Source organism: Arthrobacter sp. NPDC080073, assembly GCF_040686575.1.
In the GTDB taxonomy this organism is placed as follows: Bacteria; Actinomycetota; Actinomycetes; order Actinomycetales; family Micrococcaceae; genus Arthrobacter.
Genome location: NZ_JBFBKR010000009.1, coordinates 14,849 through 40,597, shown reverse-complemented (window position 1 = coordinate 40,597; position 25,749 = coordinate 14,849). Strand labels below are relative to the sequence as shown.

Annotated in this window: 21 protein-coding genes, 1 tRNA gene and 1 riboswitch; of the genes, 18 read left to right on the top strand and 4 right to left on the bottom strand. The window is 64.3% G+C overall.

The window, feature by feature from the left end; all coding sequences use genetic code 11:
- The first annotated feature begins 183 nt into the window (after positions 1-183).
- From AB0O52_RS12080 to ndk, 6 genes are all read left to right on the top strand, one after another.
- Complete coding sequence (locus tag AB0O52_RS12080; protein WP_364537841.1) at positions 184-1,119, top strand: type IV toxin-antitoxin system AbiEi family antitoxin domain-containing protein; 936 nt, start codon at positions 184-186, stop codon at positions 1,117-1,119.
- A 1-nt stretch (position 1,120) separates the two neighbouring features.
- Entirely contained in the window at positions 1,121-1,888 is a 768-nt protein-coding gene (locus AB0O52_RS12075; RefSeq protein ID WP_364537839.1) for an SDR family oxidoreductase, read from the top strand.
- A 329-nt stretch (positions 1,889-2,217) separates the two neighbouring features.
- A complete protein-coding gene (gene ileS, locus AB0O52_RS12070; RefSeq protein WP_364538050.1) occupies positions 2,218-5,550 on the top strand; it encodes an isoleucine--tRNA ligase in 3,333 nt (1,110 codons plus the stop codon).
- Between the two features lie 3 nt (positions 5,551-5,553).
- Positions 5,554-6,915: a folylpolyglutamate synthase/dihydrofolate synthase family protein gene (locus AB0O52_RS12065; protein ID WP_364537837.1), complete on the top strand. Its 1,362-nt coding sequence runs from the start codon at positions 5,554-5,556 to the stop codon at positions 6,913-6,915.
- 2 nt (positions 6,916-6,917) lie between these two features.
- Positions 6,918-7,370: a DUF4233 domain-containing protein gene (locus AB0O52_RS12060; protein ID WP_364537835.1), complete on the top strand. Its 453-nt coding sequence runs from the start codon at positions 6,918-6,920 to the stop codon at positions 7,368-7,370.
- A gap of 53 nt (positions 7,371-7,423) precedes the next feature.
- Positions 7,424-7,843, top strand: a complete 420-nt coding sequence (ndk, locus tag AB0O52_RS12055; RefSeq protein WP_364537833.1) for a nucleoside-diphosphate kinase — start codon at positions 7,424-7,426, stop codon at positions 7,841-7,843.
- A gap of 102 nt (positions 7,844-7,945) precedes the next feature.
- Here ndk and AB0O52_RS12050 read toward each other — a convergent pair whose 3' ends face one another.
- Positions 7,946-8,629: a vitamin K epoxide reductase family protein gene (locus tag AB0O52_RS12050; protein ID WP_364537831.1), complete on the bottom strand. Its 684-nt coding sequence runs from the start codon at positions 8,627-8,629 to the stop codon at positions 7,946-7,948.
- A 469-nt stretch (positions 8,630-9,098) separates the two neighbouring features.
- Here AB0O52_RS12050 and AB0O52_RS12045 point away from each other — a divergent pair, with 469 nt between their 5' ends.
- The 12 genes from AB0O52_RS12045 (at position 9,099) to AB0O52_RS11990 (ending at position 22,252) form a co-directional block, all read left to right on the top strand.
- The gene (locus AB0O52_RS12045) at positions 9,099-12,242 is read left to right on the top strand and encodes an Rne/Rng family ribonuclease (RefSeq protein ID WP_364537829.1); all 3,144 of its coding nucleotides are present in this window, start codon (positions 9,099-9,101) and stop codon (positions 12,240-12,242) included.
- 146 nt (positions 12,243-12,388) lie between these two features.
- Positions 12,389-12,485: riboswitch (TPP riboswitch) on the top strand.
- Positions 12,477-13,997 carry a bifunctional hydroxymethylpyrimidine kinase/phosphomethylpyrimidine kinase gene (gene thiD, locus AB0O52_RS12040; RefSeq protein ID WP_364537827.1) on the top strand — a complete coding sequence of 507 codons (1,521 nt, stop codon included), beginning with the start codon at positions 12,477-12,479 and terminating at the stop codon, positions 13,995-13,997. It overlaps the preceding riboswitch by 9 nt.
- A gap of 420 nt (positions 13,998-14,417) precedes the next feature.
- Positions 14,418-14,726, top strand: a complete 309-nt coding sequence (gene rplU / locus AB0O52_RS12035; RefSeq protein WP_028267456.1) for a 50S ribosomal protein L21 — start codon at positions 14,418-14,420, stop codon at positions 14,724-14,726.
- Between the two features lie 60 nt (positions 14,727-14,786).
- A complete protein-coding gene (rpmA, locus tag AB0O52_RS12030; RefSeq protein ID WP_003803426.1) occupies positions 14,787-15,050 on the top strand; it encodes a 50S ribosomal protein L27 in 264 nt (87 codons plus the stop codon).
- Between the two features lie 144 nt (positions 15,051-15,194).
- Positions 15,195-16,784, top strand: a complete 1,590-nt coding sequence (gene obgE / locus AB0O52_RS12025) for a GTPase ObgE (RefSeq protein WP_364537825.1) — start codon at positions 15,195-15,197, stop codon at positions 16,782-16,784.
- Positions 16,774-17,964 (top strand): glutamate 5-kinase, encoded by a 1,191-nt coding sequence (gene proB / locus AB0O52_RS12020; protein ID WP_364537823.1) that lies wholly within the window; start codon positions 16,774-16,776, stop codon positions 17,962-17,964. The genes obgE and proB overlap by 11 nt, the downstream gene beginning before the upstream one ends.
- Entirely contained in the window at positions 17,961-19,331 is a 1,371-nt protein-coding gene (locus AB0O52_RS12015) for a glutamate-5-semialdehyde dehydrogenase (protein ID WP_364537821.1), read from the top strand. The genes proB and AB0O52_RS12015 overlap by 4 nt, the downstream gene beginning before the upstream one ends.
- Before the next feature lie 79 nt (positions 19,332-19,410).
- A complete protein-coding gene (locus AB0O52_RS12010; protein ID WP_364537819.1) occupies positions 19,411-19,644 on the top strand; it encodes a hypothetical protein in 234 nt (77 codons plus the stop codon).
- Between the two features lie 46 nt (positions 19,645-19,690).
- Positions 19,691-20,320 (top strand): nicotinate-nucleotide adenylyltransferase, encoded by a 630-nt coding sequence (gene nadD, locus AB0O52_RS12005; RefSeq protein ID WP_364537817.1) that lies wholly within the window; start codon positions 19,691-19,693, stop codon positions 20,318-20,320.
- Positions 20,321-20,327: 7 nt separating this feature from the next.
- Positions 20,328-21,572: a hypothetical protein gene (locus tag AB0O52_RS12000; RefSeq protein WP_364537815.1), complete on the top strand. Its 1,245-nt coding sequence runs from the start codon at positions 20,328-20,330 to the stop codon at positions 21,570-21,572.
- Between the two features lie 63 nt (positions 21,573-21,635).
- Positions 21,636-22,034: a ribosome silencing factor gene (gene rsfS / locus AB0O52_RS11995; protein WP_284984195.1), complete on the top strand. Its 399-nt coding sequence runs from the start codon at positions 21,636-21,638 to the stop codon at positions 22,032-22,034.
- A gap of 142 nt (positions 22,035-22,176) precedes the next feature.
- Positions 22,177-22,252 (top strand) — tRNA-Ala (locus tag AB0O52_RS11990).
- A gap of 126 nt (positions 22,253-22,378) precedes the next feature.
- Here the strand turns inward: AB0O52_RS11990 and AB0O52_RS11985 are convergent.
- Genes AB0O52_RS11985 through AB0O52_RS11975 form a run of 3 tightly spaced genes read right to left on the bottom strand, consistent with a single transcriptional unit; the run spans position 22,379 to position 25,558 of the window.
- A complete protein-coding gene (locus tag AB0O52_RS11985) occupies positions 22,379-23,263 on the bottom strand; it encodes a carbohydrate ABC transporter permease (protein WP_364537813.1) in 885 nt (294 codons plus the stop codon).
- Between the two features lie 10 nt (positions 23,264-23,273).
- A complete protein-coding gene (locus AB0O52_RS11980; RefSeq protein ID WP_364537811.1) occupies positions 23,274-24,251 on the bottom strand; it encodes a sugar ABC transporter permease in 978 nt (325 codons plus the stop codon).
- Positions 24,251-25,558 (bottom strand): ABC transporter substrate-binding protein, encoded by a 1,308-nt coding sequence (locus AB0O52_RS11975; protein ID WP_364537809.1) that lies wholly within the window; start codon positions 25,556-25,558, stop codon positions 24,251-24,253. Before AB0O52_RS11975 ends, AB0O52_RS11980 begins: the two co-directional genes overlap by 1 nt.
- Positions 25,559-25,749: the final 191 nt, after the last annotated feature.

The following is a 25,749-nucleotide window of genomic DNA, read 5'->3' as shown; positions in this document are numbered from 1 at the left end:
CGCCCCTCTCCTACCCAGTTGTCCCACTCCCTGCGTCCCACGCGGCGTATGAAGTACATGGTGTTGACAGGGCCCACACGCGTCACAGGCGATGGGACAACTGGGGACGAGGTAGCCCGGGGGATGTCCACATACGGCAGTTGAAGCTGGAATTGCTTGGTCTGCGTGAAGCACGGTTGAGCCATGGACGAGATTCAGCGCATGATGCAGCGCAATTGGGGGGTATGCCGCTTCAGCCATTTACGGCGGCTGGGCCTTGACCGGTTCCAGATCCGGGACCTCGTCGACCACGGGCTCCTGCTGAAGACTGCGCGGGGTACCTATGCCCTTCCGTCGGCCAGGCCCGACATTGTCAAAGCAGCCGGGCAAAACGTGTCCTTGGCATGCGTGTCTGCAGCCTCGGCACGGGGCTTATGGGTCTGGAAGTCGCCCGTAAGGCCTCACGTAGTCAGAGACAGCGCCAAGGAGGTTCCCGGCTGCGTGGTCCATCGGGGCAAACGTTCAGCCAGGCAGCTTGTGGTCTCAGATTTCGACGCCGTGTGCCAGGCCTTCAGGTGCGTCCCGGCTTGGCAGGCGCTCGTGGTGGCGGAAGGGGCCGTTGCCGGCGGACGAGTCATGCTGCGGGACCTCCTGTCGCACTTCGCTGGGTCCCACGACTGGCGGATCCGCCTTCTGATCGGCAGGATCCGCACCGATTCACAGTCCATGCCGGAGACGTTGGCGCGCCTGGCCCTGGAAGACGCAGGATTCCATGTGGACACGCAGGTACAGATTGCCGGAGTGGGAAGAGTCGATGGCGTCGTCAATGGTGGCCTCGTGTACGAAGTTGATGGTCGGAAGTTCCATTCGGGGCCACAGGAATTCGAGAACGACCGCAGCCGTTGGAATTCCCTGGTCATGCAGGGCATCCCAGTGGTGCGTATTCCGGCGCGTTGGGTTCTCCGGGATCCGAATTCTGTGCTTCCCATTGTGTCCGGGGCACTCTCGGCGATGAAGTCCGCGTCATCTGTCCCAGTCTTGGTGAGGGAAGGGATAGCTGGTGCCGGAAGGGTTGACGTCCGGCACAGGGGAAACAGCGAATGGGACAACTGGGAGGGGGAGGCGGCGATAGGCTGGTGACATGAGTGCTCCTGAAACTTCGGTGTCCCAACGTTCCGCAGTAGTGACCGGCGCCAGCACGGGAATCGGCGAAGCCACCGTGCGCGCCCTCGCCGCCGATGGATGGAAGGTTTTCGCCGTTGCCCGCCGTGCGGAACGGCTCGAGGCACTCGGCGCCGAGAGCGGCGCAGTGCCTTTCGCCGCGGATATCACCAACGACGACGACGTTGCGGCCTTGCTCTCCGCCGTCACCGAGGCGGGGGGAGCGGACACGCTCATCAACATTGCCGGCGGCGCACGGGGCGCGGACACCTTGGCCAATGCGCAGACCGAAGACTGGGACTGGATGTACCAAGTCAACGTGCTCGGCACCCTGAAGCTGACCCGGGCCTTCCTCCCGATGCTGCGGGCCAACGGCGAGGGCACCGTCTTGAACCTGACATCGACCGCGGGACTCACGGCCTACGAGGGCGGCGGCGGGTACAACGCGGCCAAGTTCGCCCAACACGCAATGACCGGCGCCCTCCGGCTGGAGGAAGCCGAGAACAACATCCGTGTCATCGAGGTTGCGCCAGGCCTCGTCCGCACGGAGGAATTCGCGCTCAACCGCCTCGGCGATGCCACTGCTGCAGCCAAAGTGTATGCCGGGGTCGAGAAGCCGCTGACGCCGGAGGACGTCGCCGACGTCGTCAAGTACGCGGTTTCAGTTCCGCACCACATCAATCTCGACGAGATCATCGTCCGTCCTGTGGCACAGGCAGCCACCCACAAGTTGATCCGCAAGGGCTAAGGTCGCGGTGTCGCGCGCCCCATGCCTTCAAGTGGAGCTCGCGGCGCCGCTGCCGCTAGACTTGTGGCACAAGCTTTGACCCGGACATCACCGGTGAGCTTCCGGAAGAACGCCCGCGCCACCATGGGGGTCAGTAGAACCGGACGGGTAAGCCCGTCACAGCAGCAATGAGCGGCCGACGCCGGAGCAGTTCCTCTTCACGGGGAGCAGCCCCAGCGACGGTAAGTGAGGTGGTACCGCGGTACCGGAGCGGTTGGAAACAACGCCTGGCGCCGTCCTCGCATCCTGAATGAAACTTTGTGTTCACCGGCTCAACCCAGGATGAAGAGATGACGTATTACCCCAAGGCCTCCACCGCAGTGTCAGGCACAGCTCCGTCCGGCACCTCCACGGGGGTGTCCGCCTCCGTGAAGTTCCCGGAGATCGAAGAGCGCATCCTCAAGTACTGGGATGAAGACGGCACCTTCCAAGCCAGCATCGACCAGCGCAGCGCCGACCTTCCCGGCGGCCACCCCGGCAGCAACGAGTTCGTCTTCTACGACGGCCCGCCCTTCGCCAATGGCCTGCCCCACTACGGGCACCTGCTGACCGGCTACGCCAAGGACCTGGTAGGCCGTTACCAGACCCAGCGCGGCAAGCGCGTCGAACGGCGCTTCGGCTGGGACACCCACGGCCTGCCCGCCGAACTCGAGGCCATGAAGCAGCTGGGCATGACGGACAAGACCCAGATCGAAGCGATGGGCATCGACAAGTTCAACGACGCGTGCCGTGCCTCGGTCATGAAGTACGCAGACGAATGGAAGAGCTACGTCACGCGCCAGGCACGCTGGGTGGATTTCGACAACGACTACAAGACCCTCAACGTCGAGTACATGGAGTCTGTCCTGTGGGCCTTCAAGCAGCTTCACGAGAAGGGCCTCACCTACAACGGGTACCGCGTCCTGCCGTACTGCTGGAAGGACGAGACTCCGCTGTCCAACCATGAGCTGCGCATGGACGACGATGTCTACAAGAACCGCCAGGACCAGACCGTCACGGTGACCTTCCCCATCAAGGCCGGGGAGTCGGAACTCTCCAAGTCCCTTGAGGGTGTGCAGGCCCTCGCGTGGACCACGACCCCCTGGACACTGCCCACCAACCTGGCGCTCGCAGTCGGGCCTGATATCGCTTACGCGGTGGTTCCGGCCGGTCCCAACGGCATCAAGGCCGCCTCGCCGGAGGCCCCGGTGACGGGCAGCTTCCTGCTGGCCGCCGATCTCCTCGGCACCTACGCCAAGGACCTGGGGTACGACGACGGCGCTGCCGCCACCGCTGCCGTCACAGCCAGCTACACCGGCACCGAGTTGGCCGGCCTGGAGTACGAGCCGCTTTGGGACTATTTCTCCGACACCGAGAAGTACGGAACGCAGAACGGCTGGCGTTTCCTCGTGGCGGACTACGTCACCACCACCGACGGCACGGGCATCGTCCACCAGGCCCCGGCCTACGGTGAAGACGACCAGAAAGTCTGTGAGGACGCGGGTATCCCCGTGGTCCTTTCCGTCGATGAAGGCGCCAAGTTCCTCCACCTGTTCGCGCACGGACCCCTCGCCGAAATCTCAGGATTGCAGGTGTTCGATGCCAACAAGCCGATCACGCAGGCGCTGCGCTCCGGCGGTCGTCTGGTCCGCCAGGCCAGCTACGAGCACAGCTACCCGCACTGCTGGCGCTGCCGCAACCCCCTGATCTACCGTGCCGTGTCCTCCTGGTATGTCGAGGTCACCAAGTTCAAGGACCGGATGTCCGAACTGAACCAGGAGATCAACTGGATCCCGGGCAACGTCAAGGACGGACAGTTCGGCAAGTGGCTGGCCAACGCCCGCGACTGGTCCATCAGCCGCAACCGTTACTGGGGCTCGCCCATCCCGGTATGGCAGTCAGATGACCCCGAGTACCCGCGCACGGACGTTTATGGCTCGCTCGCCGAGATGGAGGCCGATTTCGGCCGCCTTCCGATGAACAACGACGGCCAGGTCGACTTGCACCGCCCGTTCATCGACGAACTCACCCGGCCCAACCCGGACGACCCGCGCTCCGCCGAAGAGGGCCAGTCCACCATGCGCCGGGTCGAGGACGTCCTGGACGTGTGGTTCGACTCGGGTTCCATGCCCTACGGCCAGGTGCACTATCCGTTCCAGAACGAGGAATGGTTCGACACCCACAACCCCGCAGACTTCATCGTCGAGTACATCGGGCAGACCCGCGGCTGGTTCTACATGCTGCACATCCTGTCCACGGCACTCTTCGACCGGCCGGCGTTCCGCAATGTGATCAGCCATGGCATCGTCCTGGGCTCCGACGGGCAGAAGATGTCCAAGAGCCTGCGCAACTACCCGGACGTCTCCGAGGTCCTGGACCGCGACGGCTCCGACGCCATGCGGTGGTTCCTGATGTCCAGCCCCATCCTGCGCGGCGGCAACCTCGTGGTCACCGAACAGGGAATCCGCGACGGCGTCCGCCAGGTCATCCTGCCGCTGTGGAACGTCTACAGCTTCTTCACCCTGTACACGAACGCCTCCAATGGCGGCGCCGGCTATGACGCCAAGCTGCGCTACGACGGCTACACGGACACCCTGGACCAGTATTTGCTGGCAAACACAGGCGACCTCGTCCGCAACGTCACCTCCAGCCTGGACGAATACGACATTTCCGGGGCCTGCGATGAACTGCGCAGCTACCTGGACATGCTCACCAACTGGTACGTCCGCCGCAGCCGTCAGCGCTTCTTCGACGAGAACACCGACGCCTTTGACGCACTCCATACGGCCCTCGAAGCCGTCTGCCGTGTCTCGGCATCGCTGCTTCCGTTGGTCTCCGAGGAAATCTGGCGCGGCCTGACCGGCGGGCGCTCCGTGCACCTGGCCGATTGGCCGGAGGCAAGCCTGTTCCCGGCAAACCCGGGACTCGTCGAAGCCATGGACCGGGTCCAGCAGATCTGCTCCACCGGCTCCAGCCTGCGCAAGGCCGCCAACCTTCGCGTTCGCCTGCCGCTGCAGGAGCTTACCGTAGTGGCACCCGGCGCGGACGCGCTGGAAGGCTTCGCCGCCGTCGTCGCGGATGAACTGAACCTGCGTTCCGTCCGGCTCCTGGATGCCGCTACGGCATCGCCGGAGGAATTCGGGATCGAGCAGAAACTCGTGGTGAACGCCCGCGCGGCTGGTCCCCGACTGGGCAAGAACGTCCAGCAGGCCATCAAGGGTTCCAAGTCCGGCGACTGGTCCGTTTCCGATGGTGGGGTGGTCACGGCAGGGGGCCTTGAACTGGAGCCGCAGGAGTACACGCTCGAGACCGTCGTCGCGGAATCCGCAGGCGGAGCCTCCGCGGCCGTCGCTGTCCTTCCGGGCGGCGGCTTCGTGGTCCTGAACACCGAAGTCACTCCGGAACTGGCTGCCGAGGGCCTGGCGCGCGACATGGTCCGTGCCATCCAGCAGGCCCGCAAGGACGCAGGACTCAACGTGAGCGACCGCATCCACACCACGGTCCTGGCCGTCCCCGACGTTGTTGACGCCTTGCGCGCCAATGAAGAGCTGGTCAAGACCGAAACCCTGTCCCTCAAGCTCGACCCCGTCGTCTCCGGCGACGCTGCCGAACCGCAGATCACCGTTACCAAGATCGAGGCCTAGTACATGAGCGACGAATTCTCCGTAGAAAGTGTCTACGCCGAACTCCTGGGCCGCGCCCCGGAAAACAAAATGGAGCCGCGGCTGGCGCCCCTGTACCGGGCGATGGACGTGCTGGGGGAGCCCAACAAGGCGTTCCCGATCATCCACATCACCGGCACCAACGGCAAGACCTCCACCGCCCGCATGATCGAGGCGGGGCTTCGCGCGCACGGCTTGAGCACGGGCCGCTACACGAGTCCGCACCTGTCGAAGGTGACCGAGCGCATCAGCATCGACGGCGAGCCGGTTTCGGATGAGACCTTTGTCCGGATCTGGGACGAGATCCGTCCGTACCTTGAGATCGTGGACAAGGAACTCGAGGCCGATGGCCAGCCCAAGCTCACGTACTTCGAGTGCCTGACCATCCTCGGCTTCGCGATCTTCGCTGACCAACCCGTGAATGTCGCCGTGATTGAAGTAGGGCTGGGCGGCATTACCGATGCCACGAATGTGGGCGACGGGCAGGTGTCCGTGGTGACGCCGATCTCGCTTGACCACACCGACCTCCTCGGCGACACCACCGAGGACATCGCCTACGAGAAGGCCGGAATCATCAAGCCCGGCGGCTTCCTGATCAGCGCGGCCCAGCCCGTGGACGCCGCGCAGGTGCTTCTGGAGAAGGCGCGCGAAGTGGGCGTGCCGTTCCGCTTCGAAGGCGTCGAATTCGGGGTCGAGTCCCGCAGCGTGGCCGTCGGCGGCCAAGTGCTGACCATCCAGGGGCTCGCGGGCCGCTATGAGGACGTGCTGCTGCCCTTGCACGGCGCCCACCAGGCCGAGAACGCGGCAGTCGCCGTCGCTGCCCTGGAGGCCTTCTTCGGTGGAGGCGAAAAAGAGCTCGACGGCGACCTCGTGCGCGAGGGTTTCGGCAACGTCACCTCGCCCGGCCGCCTTGAGGTGGTGCGCACCGCTCCCACGATCATCGTGGATGCCGCCCACAACCCTGAAGGCATCCGCGTCTCAGCCGAGGCAATCGAAGAGGCCTTCAGCTTCAGCAAGCTGGTGGTGGTCCTCGGGGTCCTGAAGGAAAAGGACGCGGAAGAAATCCTGCGGCAGCTCAAGGAATCCCTGGGCGGACTGGCAGAGGAGTTCTGCTTCACGCAGTCCAGCTCGCCGCGGGCCATCCCGGCCGCGCAACTGGCCGATCTCGCCGTCGACCTTGGCTTTGGTGCGGACAACGTCCACATTGCCGAGAAGCTGGATGACGCGATCGAGTGGGCCGTGGAACGTGCCGAAGCCAACGATGACCTGGCCGGCGGAGTACTCGTCACGGGTTCCATCACCGTGGTGGCCGAAGCCCGCATGCTCCTCGGGAAGGCAGGTTCCTGAGCATGGCCAAACTCACCAAAGCCCAGCGCGAATGGCGGCCCGGGATGCCCAAGAAGCGCCGCTCGACCAAGGTGATGTTCGCTTCGACCGTGTTGCTCCTGGAGGCCTTCGTCGCGTTCTTCGCCACCTTGGCAGTCTTCGGACTGAAACGTGGCGAAGTGCAGCCCGCGCTGATCCTGACATCCGGGATCACCCTGAGCCTGGTGCTGATCCTGGCTTGTGCCGTGCTCAGCAAACCCTGGGGCATCGGTGTCGGCTGGGTATTGCAGCTGGTCTTGATTCTTTGCGGCATCGTCGAGCCCACGATGTTCGTGGTCGGAGTCCTGTTCGCGGCCTGCTGGTGGTACGGCATCCGTGCCGGCATGAGGATCGACCGCGAGAACGCCCAGCGCGATCGTGAGCAAGCCGAGTGGAACGCTTCGCATGGGGAAGACTCTGCCGGGCAGTCCGCCTGAGCGAAACCCCGTAAACTGGCTGGGAAACCCACACACTCAACATTGGAGCAACCGTGAGCATTGAGCGCACCCTTGTACTGATCAAGCCCGACGGCGTCGCCCGCAACTTGAGCGGCAGCATCCTCGCCCGCATCGAGTCCAAGGGATACTCCTTGATCGAATTGAAGAAGGTCAACGCCACCCGGGAGCTGCTGGAGCAGCACTACGAAGAGCACCTCGGCAAGCCGTTCTACGAGCCGCTGGTCGAGTTCATGCTCAGCGGCCCGGTCGTCGCCGCCATCTTCGAGGGTCACCGCGTGATCGAAGGCTTCCGCTCCCTCGCAGGAACCACGGACCCGACGACGGCGGCGCCGGGCACCATCCGCGGCGACTTCGGCCGCGACTGGGGCCTGGCAGTGCAGCAGAACCTGGTCCACGGTTCCGATTCGGTGGATTCCGCCGAGCGCGAGATCAAGATCTGGTTCGGCGCGTAGTTTCCAGGCACGCCAAAAACGAACAACGCGGGGTCACTTACAGTCCATCCGGAGGTCCGGAATGGGCCGTAAGTGACCCCGCGTTAGTTAAGGGATGAGTGCTCAGTAACCGGACGTGCCGATGAAGACATTGATGAAGGCGAAGAAAATGCTTGCAATCACGGCAACGTAGAGCAACGCGGAAATGATCCAACCGGATTCGCTGAGGATCCCGGCAAGGCGGGCGGGCGCTGGAATGACCCCGTGCGCGACGTTCCTGATGGTCACGAAGACGAAGAGCGGGATCATGCATGCCCAGACCACCATGCAGAACGGGCACAGGATGTGAATGACATACAGTGCCTGGGACCAGAGCCAGACGATGAAGATGAAGCCCAGGGTGACGCCGGTCTGCAGTCCGATCCAGTACCAGCGTGCGAACTGGGCCCCGGCAAAGATCGCCATCGCGGTGGTGATGATCACGGCGAAGGCCACAATGCCGATGAACATGTTGGGGAAACCGAAAACCGAACTCTGCGGTGTCTTCATGACGCTGCCGCAGGACACCCACGGATTGAGGTCGCAGGCCGTTATGTGGTTGGGGTCGATGAGAACCTGCAGCTTTTCCAGCACGAGCGCCCCTGATGCGAGCCACGCTATGGCGCCGGTGGCGAGGAGCAGCCACGCAAAGGGGCGGTCGCGGACCATGCGTGGCATAGCTGCGTCGACGGCGTTTTCCCGGTAGGGGGTTTTCCCCTCCGGGAGGGCATCGTTGTTGGCCAGGTTCGGGCTGGCAGGGCTCGGCATGGTTGGCTGTCCTTTTCTGGATGGCCCGGCGCAGGACCGGGGACTGCTCATGGGAGGATTCTAGCCGCGACGGCTGGATGACGCGTCCAGCGTCGGCGGCGGCACGGAAGCCTTCAGGGCGTGTTTCCTGCCGGGGGTGCGGGCGTGTGAGAGAATGAACATGGCCGGAAGCCGATCCACATGCGGAATCCGGTCCGGTATCTTGTTCCCAAGACCGCCAGTCATATGCAGGGCATGCCCAGGATCCAATGATCCCCGGTAGGGCCGCAGTGGCAATGGACGGCACCTGGTTGTGGCATTAGAACAACGGGTTTGGAGCGAAGCCGGCTTTCCGTGGATGCCGCACCCCCATGCTGGTGCGAACCGGAAAGACTACTACTGACTTCTGTCAACGCCTGCGGGTTTTGACAATATTGCCCCTCTGGGCACCGGATGTGGCGGTTGCGCAAGGGCAGGAGTGTTGCCACATATGGATAATGAGCAAGTTGTAGCCGCCGCCGAAGATGCGGCGTCCACCGAGACCACTGAAGCACCCAAAAAGGTCACCCGCACCCGCCGCAAGGCGGCACCGAAGACGGTCGCCGCGGATGAAGCCCCCGACGCCGGAGCTGCCGCAGCCGACGCTGAGCACCCCGCCGAGTCGACGGACATCGAAGCGCCCAAGGCTCCAGTCCGGCGCACCAGGGCTCGAAAGAAGGTCGAAACTTCCGAGCCGCTGCCAGGTTTCGCCGAAGAAGCTTCCACGGAAGGTGGCGACGCGCCGGAGGTTCCAGCCGTCGTCGAAACTGAAATGGCTGCAGAGGCCGAAGCCGCCCCCGAGAAGCCGGTCCGCCGCCGTCGTACGACGAGGGCAAAGAGCGCCGAGCCCGTCGCCGAAGAAGCCCCGGTTGAACCGCCCGCTCTCGGGGTTGCCCCCGAGGACAACAGTGTGGAACTCCCGGCTGCGGAGATTGCGCCCGAGGAAACCACCGAGGAGCCGGCCGTCGAGGCGGAAGCTGCAAGCCCGATCGCATCGCTGTTCCTGGAACCTTCGTCCGTCACGTCCATGATCTTCCAGGCGCCGGACTTGAGCGCGGTTGCCAGGCCGGCCGTCGTCGAAGAAAAACCGCAGGCTGACGCTGAGGACGTTTCCGAGGACAACGAACTGGACGAAGCCGGCAGCCGCCGGCGCCGTCGTAGCCGTGGGCGTCGTGGACGCCGGGGCAACGAGCGTGATGAAGCCGCGGGAGAAGAAACGTCCGCGGAGTCCGATGACGAGGCAGAAGCCGGTACCGAGGAAGCGCTCGAAGAAGGCGTGACCTCCCGCCGTCGTCGGCGCCGCCGTCGTGGCGACCAGGACCTGGAGCTGACCGGCGGCGGAGACGACGATCCCCCCAACACGGTCACCCGTGTTCGTGCTCCCCGCGCACACGTCGAGTCCACTAGCGGCTCCGACCGCGTCACGAGCGTCAAGGGCTCCACCCGCCTTGAAGCCAAGAAGCAGCGCCGCCGCGAGTCCCGCGAGACCGGCCGCCGCCGCCAGGTCATCACCGAGGCCGAATTCCTGGCCCGCCGTGAGTCCGTGGACCGCCAGATGATCGTCCGCCAGCGCGACGACAGGATCCAGATCGGCGTCCTGGAAGACGGCGTCCTCGCGGAGCACTTCGTGTCTAAGACACAGCAGGATTCCCTGATCGGCAACGTGTACCTGGGCAAGGTCCAGAACGTGCTGCCGTCGATGGAAGCCGCGTTCGTCGACATCGGACGCGGCCGCAATGCCGTGCTGTACGCCGGTGAAGTCAATTGGGATGCCGTCACTTTGGAAGGCAAGCCGCGCCGCATCGAAAACGCCCTGAAGTCCGGCGATTCCGTGCTGGTCCAGGTCACCAAGGACCCCGTGGGCCACAAGGGCGCACGCCTGACGAGCCAGATTTCGCTGCCCGGCCGCTACCTTGTGTACGTGCCCGGCGGTTCAATGACCGGTATTTCCCGCAAGCTGCCCGACGTGGAGCGCAACCGCCTGAAGAAGATCCTCAAGGATCGCCTCCCGGAGAACGCGGGCGTCATTGTCCGCACCGCCGCCGAGGGCGCTTCCGAGGAAGAGCTGACGCACGATATCAACCGTTTGCGGGCCCAGTGGGAAGGCATCGAAAGCCAGTCCACATCCACCAAGATCCTGGCCCCGGAACTGCTGTACGGCGAACCGGACCTCACCATCAAGGTTGTCCGCGACGTCTTCAACGAGGACTTCTCCAAGCTCATCGTCTCCGGCGACGAAGCCTGGGACACCATCGAGGCCTACGTCACCTACGTGGCGCCGGACCTGGTGGGACGCCTCGAAAAGTGGACCTCGGATCAGGACATCTTCTCGGCCTGGCGCGTGGACGAACAGATCCACAAAGCCTTGGAGCGCAAGGTCTTCCTGCCCTCCGGTGGTTCGCTCGTGATCGACCGTACCGAGGCCATGACGGTTGTTGACGTCAACACCGGGAAGTTCACCGGCAGCGGTGGCAACCTCGAGGAAACCGTCACCAAGAACAACCTCGAGGCTGCCGAGGAAGTGGTCCGCCAGCTGCGCTTGCGCGACATCGGCGGAATCATCGTCATCGACTTCATCGACATGGTCCTGGAATCCAACCGCGATCTCGTGCTGCGCCGGCTGGTCGAGTGCCTCGGCCGGGACCGCACCAAGCACCAGGTCGCCGAAGTGACGTCGCTCGGATTGGTCCAGATGACCCGCAAGCGCATGGGCACCGGCCTGCTAGAGGTCTTCGGCGAGCAGTGCGAAACGTGCGGAGGGCGCGGAATCGTCACGCACGACGAGCCGGTGGAGCACCGTCGGGCCAACGTGGTGGCCGCCGAACACCACCACCCGCGTACGGAGTCACAGCCGGCCGTCCGCCCGGAACAGCGCAAGCGCCGCCGCGGCAGGGGCACGGGGCAGGGGACTACTGAGCTCCCGATGACCCCTCCTGTGCAGGTCCACTCCGTGGAATCCACTGACCCGAATCGCAAGGCAGCCACCCGCGCCGCCCTTGCCACCATTGCGGCTGCCGCCCACGCTGCCCACTTGCACGACGACGAGCTCCACCATGCGGCCGAATTGCTCGCCGACGGGCACGTAGCGGAAGCGACCCCGGTCCAGGCCCCTGCGGCCCCGGTCCAGGCTCCCGCCGCTGCATCGGGTGGCGAGGAACGTTCGACGCCTGTGCTGCGGTTCGGCGGCGAGGAAGTGGCGTTGCCCTTCGTCCACCACGAAGAGGAACCGGCGAGTGGGGCGCCTGCCATGAGCCTGGATCTGTTGGCACAGGCGTTCGCTGGCCTGGGAGAAGCTCCGGACACCGCGGCGACCGCGACAGAAACCAAGGAAGCGCCCGCAGCGGCCCCGGCTGCCGCTGCACCCGTAGAATCCCCGGAGACGGGTCCGCGTGGACGCCGAGGCCGCCGCAACCGTAGTGCCAGCCGGGCCCAGGGTGCCGCCAACGCCACCAACGTGGAGCACCACGAGGTCGCCGCGGCCGCCTCCGGCGGGGCCGCGCACGAGGCAAAGGCGGCGGACGCCGCTCCGGCCAAGCCGACGGCGGCAGCGGAACCGATCATCCTCGGAGTCGGCGTGCCCAAGTCCGAACTCTAAGCGCAATACCCTGTCCGAAGCCCCGGCTGTTCCCGCTCCAGTGGAAACCGCCGGGGCTTCTGCGTTGCAGGCCAAGCGACCGGACCTCCCTGCAGCGGTTGCAAAGGGCGGTTTCAGCGGGCGGGGCGTGATCCGGGTTAAGCTTGGGGACTGACACGGGGTGCCGCGCACCAAGCCGGCTGAGACCAGACCCGTTGAACCTGTCCGGTTAGCACCGGCGAAGGGATGTCTCGCATGACTGTTCCGGCGCAATCAGCCGTCTACCCGCTCAAGGCCGTCCAGCGCCCTATCCCCAGGGTCCTGAGCATTGCCGGCTCGGATCCTTCAGGTGGCGCCGGGATCCAGGCAGACCTCAAGAGCATCGCGGCCAACGGCGGCTACGGCATGGCCGTCATCACGGCGCTCACCGTACAAAACACCCAGGGAGTCACTGCTGTCCATGTTCCACCCGTGGAGTTCCTGCGCCAGCAGCTGGACGCCATTAGCGACGACATCACCGTTGATGCCGTCAAGATCGGCATGCTCGGGGATGCGGCGGTCATCCACGAGGTCCGCCGCTGGCTCGGGGAGGCCCGTCCCGCCGTCGTCGTGCTGGACCCGGTGATGATCGCCACCAGCGGCGACCGGCTCCTGGCGGAGTCCGCTGAAGCCGCACTGCTGGAACTTCTGCCCCTGGCTGACTTGGTGACCCCCAACCTTCCGGAACTGGCCATGCTGCTAGGCGAACCTGAGGCCACTGACTGGGCATCGGCATTGGAGCAAGGCAAACGCCTGGCTGCCGCCTGTGGGAACACCGTCCTGGTGAAGGGCGGCCATCTGCAGGGAGCGGGCTGCCCCGACGCCCTCGTCAACACCGGGGGAGTCCTGAGCCAGGACGTGGTGGAATTCGCCGGCCAACGGGTGGAGACCCGCAATAGCCACGGCACGGGGTGTTCCCTGTCGTCGGCGATGGCGACGGCCAAGGCGCGGACCGGCGAATGGGAGTCCGCCCTGCGTGTGGTCAAGCCGTGGCTTCAGGAGGCGCTGACCCAGTCCGGGGTGCTGGAGGTGGGGAAGGGCAACGGGCCGATCCATCATTTCCACGGGCTCCGGCATTCCCTTCAACCGGGGGATTTTGCCGTCCGGATGTGGGAAGCCGCCCAAACGGAACTCGCGGCCATTTATGGCCTGGACTTCATACGGCACTTGCAGTCCGGCGGGCTCAGCGAAGCGCAGTTCCGCTATTACCTGTCGCAGGATGCCATCTATCTCAACGGCTATTCCCGTGTCCTGGCGCGGGCAAGCGCCCTCGCTCCAAGCGAAAGCGAACAGCTGTTCTGGGCCCGCGGCTCGCAAATGTGCCTTGAAGTCGAGTCCGAGCTGCATCGGAATTGGCTCAGCGGACGCCAGGTAGGTGGAGGGTTAGGCCCGGTCACCAAGGCCTATGTCGACCACTTGCTGGCGGCATCGGCGTCGGGCAGCTATGCCGTCCTGCTGGCTGCCATCCTTCCCTGCTACTGGTTGTACGCCGAAGTGGGCCAGCAGCTCCACCATGGTTACAGGCAGGCGGGAGCGTCGGAGGAGCACCCTTACGCGGACTGGCTGCGCACCTACGCGGACGAGGCGTTTGCCGAGGCCACCCGCAAGGCGATCGACATCACGGATGCCGCCGCGCAGGCAGCAACGCCTGCGGAGCGCACCGCGATGATGGAGGCATTCACCCAGTCCTGCCGTTATGAAACGGCGTTCTTCGATGCTCCAAGGTTGCACGGCTGAACCCGGTTCCTGTCGCGGAAGGATGGGAACAAGGCCTGTGCCGGAGGGCGCTGCAGCGTGTCGGAGTGGGGATCCGGGCTTTTCCCGCCCGGCAGGGTAAGGTGGACGGGCACGGTACCGGATGGCGGCATAGCCAGTCTGTGGCAGCCATCACGTGGCAGCCTCCGGACCTGGCCTCATTTGCAGCCGAAGGCGAAACTAGCGTAATCTAGATCTTCGGTGCTTACGCCAACACTTGGGTTATGCCCCCAGAAACCGTTCATTTGGAACTGACCTTTCATTTGGAACTATTCGAGGGATGACTCATGGATTCCCTACCGGAGTCCACGGCGTTGAGGCACAGCGTGAACCAGGCCCGTTTTCGGATCGGGGTTCCGCACGCAAATTTAGTAATAAACGTCGAGAGAAGTGAGTGCCCAAGTGGTGTACGCGATTGTCCGCGCAGGCGGCCGCCAAGAAAAGGTTTCCGTTGGAGACTACGTAACCCTGAACCGCGTCCCCGGTGGAGCCGGCAGCACCCTTGAGCTGCCCGCACTGCTCCTGGTGGACGGTGACAAGGTCACCTCCGCTGCTGCGGATCTGGCCAAGGTCAAGGTTACGGCTGAGATCCTCGAAGACCTCCGTGGTCCGAAGATCGTCATCCAGAAGTTCAAGAACAAGACCGGGTACAAGAAGCGCCAGGGTCACCGTCAAGAACTGACCAAGATCAAGATCACCGGTATCAAGTAACCACTGGTTGCTGTTCAGGTTTTCAACAGGTTCCCCAGAATTTAAAGGCAGGCATTTCAAATGGCACATAAAAAAGGCGCGAGCTCCACTCGCAACGGTCGTGACTCCAACGCCCAGTACCTCGGCGTAAAGCGCTTCGGTGGCCAGGTCGTTTCCGCAGGCGAGATCATCGTCCGCCAGCGCGGCACCCACTTCCACCCGGGCGCCGGTGTCGGCCGCGGTGGCGACGACACCCTGTTCGCCCTGCAGGCAGGTGCGGTTGAGTTCGGTACTCGCCGCGGCCGTCGCGTAGTGAACATCGTTGCTGCTGCAGCTGCAGAGTAACAACACGTTCTGAACGGGTGGAGCGGGCCGTATGGCCCGCTCCATCTGTGTTTTTAACCGCACTAGAATTTAGTAGGGCGGGCGGCGGCGCATCAGCCCGCAACGCGCACTTCAAGCAGTAATTTCCACATAGAGGAGAAACACGTGGCGACCTTCGTAGACCGGGTAGTACTTCACGTATCCGGCGGAACAGGCGGCCACGGCTGTGTCTCTGTTAAGCGCGAGAAGTTCAAGCCCCTCGGCGGACCCGACGGCGGCAACGGCGGCAATGGGGGCGACGTCATCCTGCGCGTCGATGCCCAGACCACCACTTTGCTTGACTACCACCACGCACCGCACCGGCACGCAACCAACGGTGGCCCCGGCATGGGCGACTGGCGCGGCGGCAAGAACGGTGAAACCCTCGTGCTTCCCGTGCCGGACGGCACTGTGGTCAAGACCAAGGACGGCGTCGTCCTGGCTGACCTCGTAGGTGAGGGCACCGAATTCATTGCTGCCGCCGGCGGCCAGGGCGGCCTTGGCAACGCCTCGTTGTCTTCGCAGAAGCGCCGTGCCCCCGGTTTCGCCCTCCTCGGAATTGAAGGCGACTCCAGTGACATCGTCCTGGAGTTGAAGTCCATCGCAGACATCGCGCTGGTTGGCTTCCCCTCCGCGGGTAAGTCCAGCCTCGTCGCGGCAATGTCAGCGGCGCGGCCCAAGATCGCCGACTACCCGTTCACCACCCTGATCCCCAACCTTGGCGTGGTCCAGGCCGGTGACGTCCGTTTCACCATTGCAGACGTTCCCGGGCTGATCGAGGGCGCGAGCGAAGGCAAGGGCCTGGGCCACAACTTCCTGCGCCACGTGGAGCGTTGCGCGGCGCTGGTGCACGTGCTGGACTGCGGAACCCTGGAAGCGGACAGGGACCCGCTCTCGGATCTTGCGATCATCGAGCAAGAGCTCGACAAGTACGCCGTGGACATGAGCTACGCCGGCGTTGACGGCGAAGTCGTCCCCCTGAACGAACGCCCCAAGCTTGTTGTCCTGAACAAGGTGGACCTGCCTGACGGCAGGGACATGGCCGAGTTTGTCCGTCCCGAACTGGAACAGCGCGGCTACCGCGTCTTCGAAGTCTCGGCCACGAGCCACGAAGGCCTGCGCCAACTGAGCTTCGCCATGGGCGAGATTGTCATGGCCGCCCGCAAGGCCGTTGCCGCTGCGCCTCCCAAGGTCGCAGCGCCCGTCCTGCGTCCGCGTGCCGTCAACGAGTCCGGCTTCACGATCCGCCGCGAGGAAAAGAACCTCGAGCCGCTTTTCCGCGTGCTGGGGGAGAAGCCGGTCCGCTGGGTCAAGCAGACCGACTTCACCAACGAAGAAGCCATCGGCTACCTCGCCGATCGGCTGGCCAAGCTTGGCATCGAAAACGAGTTGTTCAAGATGGGTGCCGTCCCGGGCGACACCGTGGTGATCGGCGAAGAGGACGGCGTCGTGTTCGACTGGGAGCCCACCATGATGGCGGGTGCCGAACTCCTGGCGACGCCCCGAGGCACGGACATCCGTGTTGCCGACATCGGTGACCGCCCCACCCGTTCGCAGAAGCGCGATGAGCAGATCGAACGCCGCGAGGCAAAGGCTGCAGCACGCGCCGAGCTCGAAGCCGAGCGCAAGGCGGGCATCTGGACCGAGTCCGTCAGCGGCCGTCGTCTCCCCAAGCCCCTGAAGGAAAGCGGCCTGGAAGCCGAAAATGACGACTAGCACGGCCCGCATCGCTGAAGTCGCTGAGGGCGACGACGCCGCCGAACGCCAGGCACTCGCCGGCGCCAAGCGGATCGTGGTCAAGGTGGGTTCGTCCTCGCTGACGAGCATCAAAGGCGGCATCTCGGAAAAGGCGTTGACGGCGCTCGTCCACGCCCTGGCCGAAAAGCGCAACTCCGGGACAGAGATCATCCTGGTCTCCTCCGGTGCCATCGCGGCCGGTCTCGCACCGCTCGGCCTCGCCAAGCGTCCCAAGGACCTCGCCACACAGCAGGCCGCGGCCAGCGTGGGCCAAGGGCTTTTGATGGCGCGCTATTCGCAGGCTTTCGCTGCGCACGGGGTCACGGTCAGCCAGGTCCTGTTGACTGCGGATGACTTGATGCGGCGCACGCAGCACAGCAACGCCTACCGTGCGCTGGACCGTTTGCTGAACCTCGGCGTCGTACCCGTCGTGAACGAAAACGACACCGTGGCAACCCACGAAATCCGCTTCGGTGACAACGATCGCCTGGCCGCTTTGGTGGCGCACCTGGTGCGGGCGGATGCGCTGGTCCTGCTTTCCGATGTCGATGCGCTGTACGACGGTCCGCCGTCGTTGGGTGCAAAGCGCATTCCGCTGGTCAGCGGTCCCGCTGACCTCGTCGGGGTGACTATCGGCAAGGCCGGCAAGGCCGGCGTCGGGACCGGGGGCATGACCACCAAGGTGGAGGCGGCGTCCATTGCCGCAGGCTCCGGCATCCACGCCCTCGTCACCTCCACGGCCAATGCCGCGGCCGCACTGGCAGGCGAGGACGTGGGAACCTGGTTCGCCATCAACGGCAACCGCAAACCCGTCCGCCTGCTGTGGCTGGCCCACCTTGCCTCGGTTCGGGGCCGTTTGGTGCTCGACGACGGCGCAGTCAAGGCCGTGCGCGACCGACACACCTCGCTGTTGCCAGCCGGGATATCGTCGGTGCAGGGAGACTTCGAGCCCGGCGATCCCGTGGAGATGGTTTCTGCCAAGGGCGCCGTGATTGCCAGGGGACTGGTGAACTACTCGGCGGAAGAGCTTCCCCGCATGCTGGGCCGTTCAACCAAGGAACTCGCCAAGGACCTTGGCCGCGGGTATGACCGCGTAATTGTTCATGTTGACGACCTCGTGCTGGTTCAGGGGTCCCCCTCCACTAAACTTGGAGAATGACTGAGGCCCTTACCCCTGATTCTCCTGTGATGACTGACGCCCTGGCTGCCGGCAATGCCGCCCAGGTGCCGGAAACTCCGGAGCTGGGAACCGCGCCGCTCACCTCTGAGCAAGTGGAGGCGGCCGTGCATTCGATCGCGGACCGCTCACGGCAGGCCGCGCGGCACATGGCCCAGGCGAACCGTGCGTGGAAGGACCGCGCCCTGCACGCTATCGGCGCGGCTCTCCGGGAACAGCAGGGGTCCATCCTCGCCGCCAACGCCAAGGATGTTGAGTCTGGCCGCAACAACGGAACCTCCGCTGCCATGCTGGACCGGCTGACCCTGACTCCTGCCCGGATCGACGGCCTTGTGGCGGCCCTTGAAAACCTGGCGGGCCTGCCGGATCCCGTGGGCAACGTCGTCCGGGGCCAGACCCTCCCCAACGGACTGCGCTTGCGCCAGGTCAACGTGCCCATGGGAGTAGTCGCGGCGATCTACGAGGCCCGCCCCAACGTCACGGTCGACATCGCCGGGCTCGCCTTGAAGAGCGGCAATGCGGTGATCCTGCGCGGCGGATCGGCTGCTGCCCACACCAACGCAGCCCTTGTGGGCATCCTCCGCGATGCGCTGGAATCCGTTGGTCTTCCCGCCGACGCCGTCCAGAGCGTGGACCAGTTCGGCCGCGAGGGCGGAAACGTCCTGATGCGTGCCCGCGGCCGGGTGGACGTGCTGATTCCCCGTGGTGGACGGGAGCTGATCCAGACTGTGGTCAACAACTCTTCCGTGCCCGTCATTGAGACCGGCGAAGGCAATGTGCACATCTTCCTCGACGAGTCGGCCAGCGAAGAGATGGCCGTCGATATCCTGCTTAACGCCAAGACCCAGCGTCCCAGCGTCTGCAACACCGTGGAGACTCTCCTGGTGCACTCGAAATCCACGGTGCTGCCTGCCGTCGCAGCGGCCTTGCGCTCGGCCGGTGTCACCCTGCATGTGGATTCCCGGATCGAAGCGGCGCTGTCCGGCTCCGTGGATACAGTCCCGGCCGACGACGTCGATTGGGCCACGGAGTATATGGACCTTGACCTCGCAGTTGCCATGGTGGACAACCTCGACGAGGCGGTCGCGCACATCCGCAAATGGTCGACGGGCCACACGGAGGCCATCCTGACGAACAACTTGGCGAACGCGGAGAAGTTCATCGCGGACATCGACTCTGCGGCTGTCATTGTGAACGCTTCTACGCGTTTCACCGACGGAGGCGAGTTCGGCCTCGGTGCCGAGGTAGGAATCTCCACCCAGAAGCTCCACGCGCGCGGTCCCATGGGCCTCACCGAGTTGACCACCACGAAGTGGATCGTCCAGGGTGAAGGCCAGGTCCGCAGCTAGCGACGCTGTAACATAGAACAGAAGTCCTGAACGGTGGGAGGATCCGCCGTCGAAATCCTTTGAACCGCTAGGGGAGAAAATGCAGTTTCAGCAGATCGCCATCTCAATTCTCACGCAAGGGGGCGAAACCGAGGCGCCGGCACCGTTGTTTGCCCCTCCTTTCGTCATCGGCATCACGATGTTCTCCGTCCTGCTGGTCCTGCTGTTCATCGCCGTTTCCTACACGAACCTCGGCAACCGCCACGACGCCGTCGAAGAGCACTCGGATCCGCACCGCCAGCACCCGGCCAAGCACCCAGGGCTGGGTCACTAACATTTCCGCCGCAAAACCCTTCGAGGAAACGGGGCGCCGACTTCGCTTGGGCGTGATGGGTGGGACCTTCGATCCCATTCACCACGGCCACTTGGTTGCTGCCAGTGAGGTGGCCGCTAAGTTCCGCTTGGACGAGGTGGTCTTCGTGCCCACCGGCCAACCCTGGCAGAAAACGCACAAGCAGGTCAGCGAAGCCGAGCACCGGTACTTGATGACGGTCATTGCCACGGCTTCCAACCCCAACTTCACCGTGAGCCGCGTGGACGTGGACCGCCCCGGTCCCACGTTCACGATCGACACCCTGCGGGACCTTCGGACCCAGCGGCCGGACGCGGACCTGTTCTTCATCACGGGCGCTGACGCCCTGGCGCAGATCCTGTCGTGGAAAGATGTCGACGAGCTTTGGTCCTTGGCGCATTTTGTCGGTGTCACCCGGCCTGGTCATGTTCTTGATGGCATGGGCAGGGAGGACGTCAGCCTGTTGGAAGTGCCCGCCATGGCGATTTCTTCGACGGATTGCCGTGCCCGCGTGGGTGCAGGCAATCCGGTCTGGTACCTCGTACCTGATGGAGTGGTGCAGTACATCGCCAAATACAAGCTGTACTCGGGCAAACCCGGCATGGGGGAGCCCCTGCATGCTATGACCGGACCAGAACACCAAGCCCGTACCGAGTGAGTTTTGAATGAGCCAGGAACAGCCCCCCATCCCTAGCCGGCGCGAGCTTCGACGAGCCCGGGACGCGCGCCTGGAAGAAACCGGCGCACGTCCCGCGGCAGCCGAGGCCGCTGCCTCCGCCGACGCCAGCCATGCGTCCGGTGGCGCTTCGGTCAATCGGGTGCGCCGGGTGGCCGATGCTCCGCTGGACGCCAAACCGGCCTCGGAACGCTCTTCCCAGGCGCGTGCGCGAGACCGCGCCGCCCTCCGCGCCATCAAGGAACTCGCGGATAAGGAACAGCAACTTTCCCGCGGCGGCCCGCCTACGCGCCGTCAGTTGCGCCTGCAGCAATTGCAGGAAGAAGTTGCCCCTGGCACGTCGGCGATCCCCGTTGTGGCGGCACCGGCATCCGGGCCGAGGACAACCGGCATCCCGGTCCAGGCTTCCGGCAAACAGCAGCCTGGCCCGGATCGCCCTGGCGTATCGCCTGGCGGCGGTGTCCGCGTCACCGCGGGCCCTCCTCCCGGCGCACCGGAAATGACGGTGGAGCAGGCCTTGATGGCCCGTGAGCTTTTGGCCGCCCAAGCGAACAATCAGTCCAACAAGCTTGAGCACATCGCGGCGATGGAATCGGCGGTGCAGAAAGTCCCGGCCGTTGAATCCGGGGTTTCCGGTAACGATGTTGAGCCGGCCGATCCAGAGGCCTTGGCTGAACAAATCGCCCAGGCTGAACGTGAAGCGATCCTCAACAAGAGGGCCATGGCCAAGCAGAAGCTTGCCGAACAGAACAAGCGTCCTTCCGGTCTGGTCCGTGCCGAACCTTCCGTGGCCAGCAACCTCGCCATGGTGACGCCCCTTGAATTCGTGAAGGTTCCGGGGCTGGATCGTCCCGTCATGAAGCCGCCCGGCACCACCTTTGTTCCTCTCGTGACCTCCCCTGCGCCGAAACTGAAACCGGGGCAGTCGGCGCCGGGCAAGCCACGCAGCCAGCGCGGCCGGGCAGGAGTGCTGGCGCGCGCGGAAGCCGCTGCGAAAGCGGCAGGTCGACGCCCGGCGCCGGCCTCCGAACCGGATGGCGAGGCGTTCGCGGAAGCGGCCGAACATCCGCCCGTTTCGGCAAGTTCGGCCTACGGACTTGAACCGCTCGACGCCGCGACGGCGGGACTTGGGCGGGCCCAGCGTACCCGGCTTCTGGTCCTGGGACTCGTCGGCATCGGAGCCATCGCCCTGATTGCGGGCATCATCATGATCACCAGCGGACTTTCCCGCTGACCATAAAGGCTTTTGCCACCAAACAGGCTTCGTCTATTCTCGAAGCCGCATACAAGGAGTCCCGTGACTGCACATGAACAATCCGTCCTCTTGGCCCGCCACGCCGCCCGCGCGGCAGCGGACAAGCTGGCCGAGGACATCATCGCCCTGGATGTCAGCGAACGCCTGGCCCTGACTGACGTTTTCCTCATCGCTTCGGCCCCGACCGAACGCCAGGTCAACGCCATCGTCGACGGCATCGAGGAAGAACTGCTCAAGCAGGATCTGCGCCCCGTCCGCCGCGAAGGACGTTCGGAGGGCCGCTGGGTCCTGTTGGACTACGCCGACATCGTGGTGCACGTCCAGCACTCCGAGGACAGGGTCTTCTACGCCTTGGAACGCCTGTGGAAAGACTGCCCGGTTGTGGATCTGGATCTCGGTGACGACGCCTCGGCGAAGGCTCCTGCCGTCGAGGAATCCTAGGCTCTAGGCGCAAACCAACTGAATATGCCCGATTTGGAATTTTCGGAAATGCTGTTCTAAGATATTTGAGTTGCTCCGGAGGAATCCGAAAAGCGGACGAGGTTTTCAAGCCAGTTCACGGTTCTCGGAGCAGCGAAAATATGGGGCTGTGGCGCAGCTGGTAGCGCACCTGCATGGCATGCAGGGGGTCAGGGGTTCGAGTCCCCTCAGCTCCACCATAGAGGCCTTGCCTGGAACATTAGTTTGGTAAATGTTCCTAGCAAGGCCTTGGTTTTTGGAAGTCAAAAGGGCCACCCGGTTGGGTGGCCCTTTTGTTTCTCCTACGCCTTTCTTGTGACGTCCTGCTACTTGCTCATTCCCATTGTCAGCCCTTCGGTGAGCCGTCGTCCGAGCCAGAGGTAGACCACCAGCATCGGGAATACTACGAGGCAGAGGCCGGCGAAGAGGCCGCCCCAGTCAGCGCCGGAGTAGGTTTGCTGCTGGAGGAAGGAGATCAGCGCTACGGGGAGGGTGTACCTTTCCGTGCTCTGGAGCAGTGTCAGGGCCAGTAATGTCTCGTTCCAGTTTCCGATGACCTGCAAGATGAATGCCGTGATTAGTCCGCCTCTGGCCAGGGGGAGGGTGATCCTGAGGAAAGTGGAGAACGCGCTCGCTCCGTCCAGGGCGGCTGCCTCCTCAAGTTCGAGGGGCAGGCTTCTGAAGAAGGCAGCAAGCAGGAAGACATTGAACGGCATGGCAAGGCCGATGTAAGCGAGATTGAGTCCGAGCAGGCTGTCGGTTAGCTGCGCACGGTCGAGCATGACGAACAGAGGGATGAGGACGACCTGGACCGGGATGCCAAGGCCGAGGATGAAGTAGAGGCTGAGGAAGCCTGTGAGGCGGTTTTCGATGCGGCTGAGGTAGTAGGCTGCCGGGGCTGCCAGGCCGACCGTCACTGCCGAGGCAACGAGGGTGGCCAGGACGCTGTTGAGGGTCGCCAGTCCGAATGAACTGGAAGTCCAGGCGTGGATGAAATTCGTCGGGTCCGCGGAAGTCGGCAGCCCCCACGGATCTCCGAGTATCGAGCGCGTGTCGCGGAAGGCCTGGAGCACCATCCAGAGGAGTGTGGCGATGCTCAATGCCACGATACCCCACAAGGTCGCGACCCCGAGGGTACGCAGGGGCGACCTTCCAACGAGGGTCCGGGCGGAACGACCGGGAGCGGATCGCGGCTTGGCTGCTGTTGTCATTGTGACGCTCCTAGAACTCGATTGCTTCGCGGTGCATGAGCCGCCGCAGCAGAATGACGAGTACCGACACGAGCGCTAGGGAGATGACGGCGGACGCGGTCGCCGCCCCGTACGCCGGCGTCGACATTCCGGAGAAGGCAGTGACGTAGGTATAGACGGCTGTGGTCCAGCTTTGCGTTGGCGGGATCCCCGAACCCGAGTTGCCACCGAAGACCCAAATGATCTCGAAAATCTTGATCGATGAGATTGTCCACAGGACCGCGCAAGTCCCGAACACGTCCCAGGTCAGGGGCAGGATGACGTGACGCAGTCGTTGAACGGCCGTTGCGCCTGCCAACGCGCAGTCTTCGAAGAGGTAGGGCGGGATTCTGTCGACGGCTGCCATGAGGATGGTGGTGAAGTAACCCGTGCTTGTGGCCACCAGGGTCGCCATGATCAGCGGGAAAAGATTATCCTGTGCGAGCCAGGCCGGCGGGGAGGTCACACCCAATGGACGGAGAAGGGTGTTGACAAGACCCCCGGGGTTGAAGACGAAACCCGCGAGGATACCGAAGACCAGCGCGTTGACCAGGTGGGGGAAGAAGATCACGGATCGGACGATTTTCCGGCCGGCCATGTCACGCAGCAAAAGCGTCATCGAGAAGGCTAGGACGAAGATGACGCTCCCTACGACGAAGAGGATCAGCAGTGTGTTGCCGAACGATTTGAGGTAGAACGGGTCCTGGAAAACTGCGGTGTAGTTCTGGAGGCCGACGAAAGTCATGGGCCCCGAGCCGGTCCAGGCGTTGAAGCTGATCCACACGGCCGCGAGGGCGGGAACGACGAACAGTACCGAGTAGAAGAGAAACGCTGGCCCCACGAATGGAACGAGCAGTCGGCGCCGCTGGCGTTCGATGGTGCTGCCTTGGGCGGCGGCGCGGGGCCGCCGCCCATTCGTAGCGGGACGAACCTGCGCCGGTGCTTCCGGGCGGGGGAGAATGGCTGTCATTAGCCCTTGTCCTTCCAGTACTGGATCTGGGCCGTTTTCATCTGTGAGACAAACTCCTGAGATGAGATCTTGCCCAGGAACAGCTGGTCGTCGAGCGGGCCGAAAACCTTCTCGATGTAACCCGCGTACGTAACGCCGTCGTTCTGCAGGTAGATGCCGGAGGCGCTGTCGAGGGACTCTTTGGCCTTCTTGAGGGCGTCGGGAACTGCGGCGTCTGATCGAACCGGCAGCACGGTCGCCTGCGACCCGAAGGCGTCTTGGTACTTCTTTCGCAGCAGGTATGTCGCCAGCTTCTGCGCGGCCTGCGCGTTCTTGGACTTGGCGGGGACGGCGAATCCGGTGAAGTCGGTCCGCGCGAGGGGGGCTTTCGCGCTTTCGCCGGGCAGCGGGAACGAACCGTACTGGAAGCCAGCTGCCGAGTAGCTCTTGGTCTCGGCCGGGATCCAGGATCCGTTGAGGATCAGATCGGCTTTGCCTGCGCCCCAGGCTTGCTGCTGGGCGGGGAACTTGCTCGCGTCGTATCCCTTGATGAGGTATCCGCCGCGGACGAGCTGCTCAACGTCCTGGGCGACGCGCAGGACAGCGGGGTCGTCCCAGCTGGCCCCGGTGCGGTCTGAGACCAGCTTGCGGAATGAGCCGGTTCCGCCGGTCCGGTTCATGAGGGTCGTGAACCACATGGAGTTGTACCCGGAGATGTCCCCGTCGGCGGCGATCGGCGCGACGCCGGAGGACTTGATCTTGTCCAGGAGCGCCAGGAAGCCTGCCCAGTCCTTCGGCGGTGCGCTCACGAGTTCGGGGTGCTTGGCGGCGTTGAACCAGATCCCGTCGGTGATGAGGCTGTAGGGGATCAGCCAGGGCTGTCCGTCCTTGTTCTGGATGTTCTCCAGCGACGAGTATTTTGCCGGAACAAGCGCCGAGACCTTCGAGCCTTCGACGTCCGCGGCATAGGCGTCTCCGAGCGATTTTGCCTGGCCAGGATCGCCGAGGACAGTAGCGAGTTTGGCGAACGTCTGGTCGACGATGTCCGGGACATTGTTCGTGTTCAGTGCGGCGACGAGCTTGTCGGTGTTCGATCGGCCCTGCCACTGGACCTTGACCTGGATTCCTGTCTCGGCCTCGAAGTCGCTGATGGCCCCCGCGATGACCTTCTGCTGGGGTTCTCCCTCCTTCCACATCGACCAGTAGGTGATGGGTCCGCTGGAGCCTCCGGCGGATGTTCCGCTGCTGCCGGTGCCGCAGCCGGCCAGGGCGAGTGCCGACACGGTGGCGAGTGCCAACGGCCGGATGAGACGGGAAACAATTCCCATGTCGTCCTCCTCTTGTCCATAAGGTGCCGCGATTGCGGCATGGGCCTAGACATAACCAGCGGGAAATAATAGGAATCAAGCAGGAATGCATGAACGGTCATCATGGGTGGAGTTGTCCCGACGGCTCCCGGGCGGCGGAGGGGCGGCGGAGGTATGGATTACGGGGAGATTCCAGGGTGAATTGGGAACTA

Coding starts and splice junctions, on each gene's coding strand:
- AB0O52_RS12080 (WP_364537841.1), top strand. CDS start 184: ATGGACGAGATTCAGCGCATGATGCAGCGCAATTGGGGGGTATGCCGC.
- AB0O52_RS12075 (WP_364537839.1), top strand. CDS start 1,121: ATGAGTGCTCCTGAAACTTCGGTGTCCCAACGTTCCGCAGTAGTGACC.
- ileS (WP_364538050.1), top strand. CDS start 2,218: ATGACGTATTACCCCAAGGCCTCCACCGCAGTGTCAGGCACAGCTCCG.
- AB0O52_RS12065 (WP_364537837.1), top strand. CDS start 5,554: ATGAGCGACGAATTCTCCGTAGAAAGTGTCTACGCCGAACTCCTGGGC.
- AB0O52_RS12060 (WP_364537835.1), top strand. CDS start 6,918: ATGGCCAAACTCACCAAAGCCCAGCGCGAATGGCGGCCCGGGATGCCC.
- AB0O52_RS12050 (WP_364537831.1), bottom strand. CDS start 8,629: ATGCCGAGCCCTGCCAGCCCGAACCTGGCCAACAACGATGCCCTCCCG.
- AB0O52_RS12045 (WP_364537829.1), top strand. CDS start 9,099: ATGGATAATGAGCAAGTTGTAGCCGCCGCCGAAGATGCGGCGTCCACC.
- thiD (WP_364537827.1), top strand. CDS start 12,477: ATGACTGTTCCGGCGCAATCAGCCGTCTACCCGCTCAAGGCCGTCCAG.
- rpmA (WP_003803426.1), top strand. CDS start 14,787: ATGGCACATAAAAAAGGCGCGAGCTCCACTCGCAACGGTCGTGACTCC.
- proB (WP_364537823.1), top strand. CDS start 16,774: ATGACGACTAGCACGGCCCGCATCGCTGAAGTCGCTGAGGGCGACGAC.
- AB0O52_RS12015 (WP_364537821.1), top strand. CDS start 17,961: ATGACTGAGGCCCTTACCCCTGATTCTCCTGTGATGACTGACGCCCTG.
- AB0O52_RS12010 (WP_364537819.1), top strand. CDS start 19,411: ATGCAGTTTCAGCAGATCGCCATCTCAATTCTCACGCAAGGGGGCGAA.
- AB0O52_RS12000 (WP_364537815.1), top strand. CDS start 20,328: ATGAGCCAGGAACAGCCCCCCATCCCTAGCCGGCGCGAGCTTCGACGA.
- AB0O52_RS11985 (WP_364537813.1), bottom strand. CDS start 23,263: ATGACAACAGCAGCCAAGCCGCGATCCGCTCCCGGTCGTTCCGCCCGG.
- AB0O52_RS11980 (WP_364537811.1), bottom strand. CDS start 24,251: ATGACAGCCATTCTCCCCCGCCCGGAAGCACCGGCGCAGGTTCGTCCC.
- AB0O52_RS11975 (WP_364537809.1), bottom strand. CDS start 25,558: ATGGGAATTGTTTCCCGTCTCATCCGGCCGTTGGCACTCGCCACCGTG.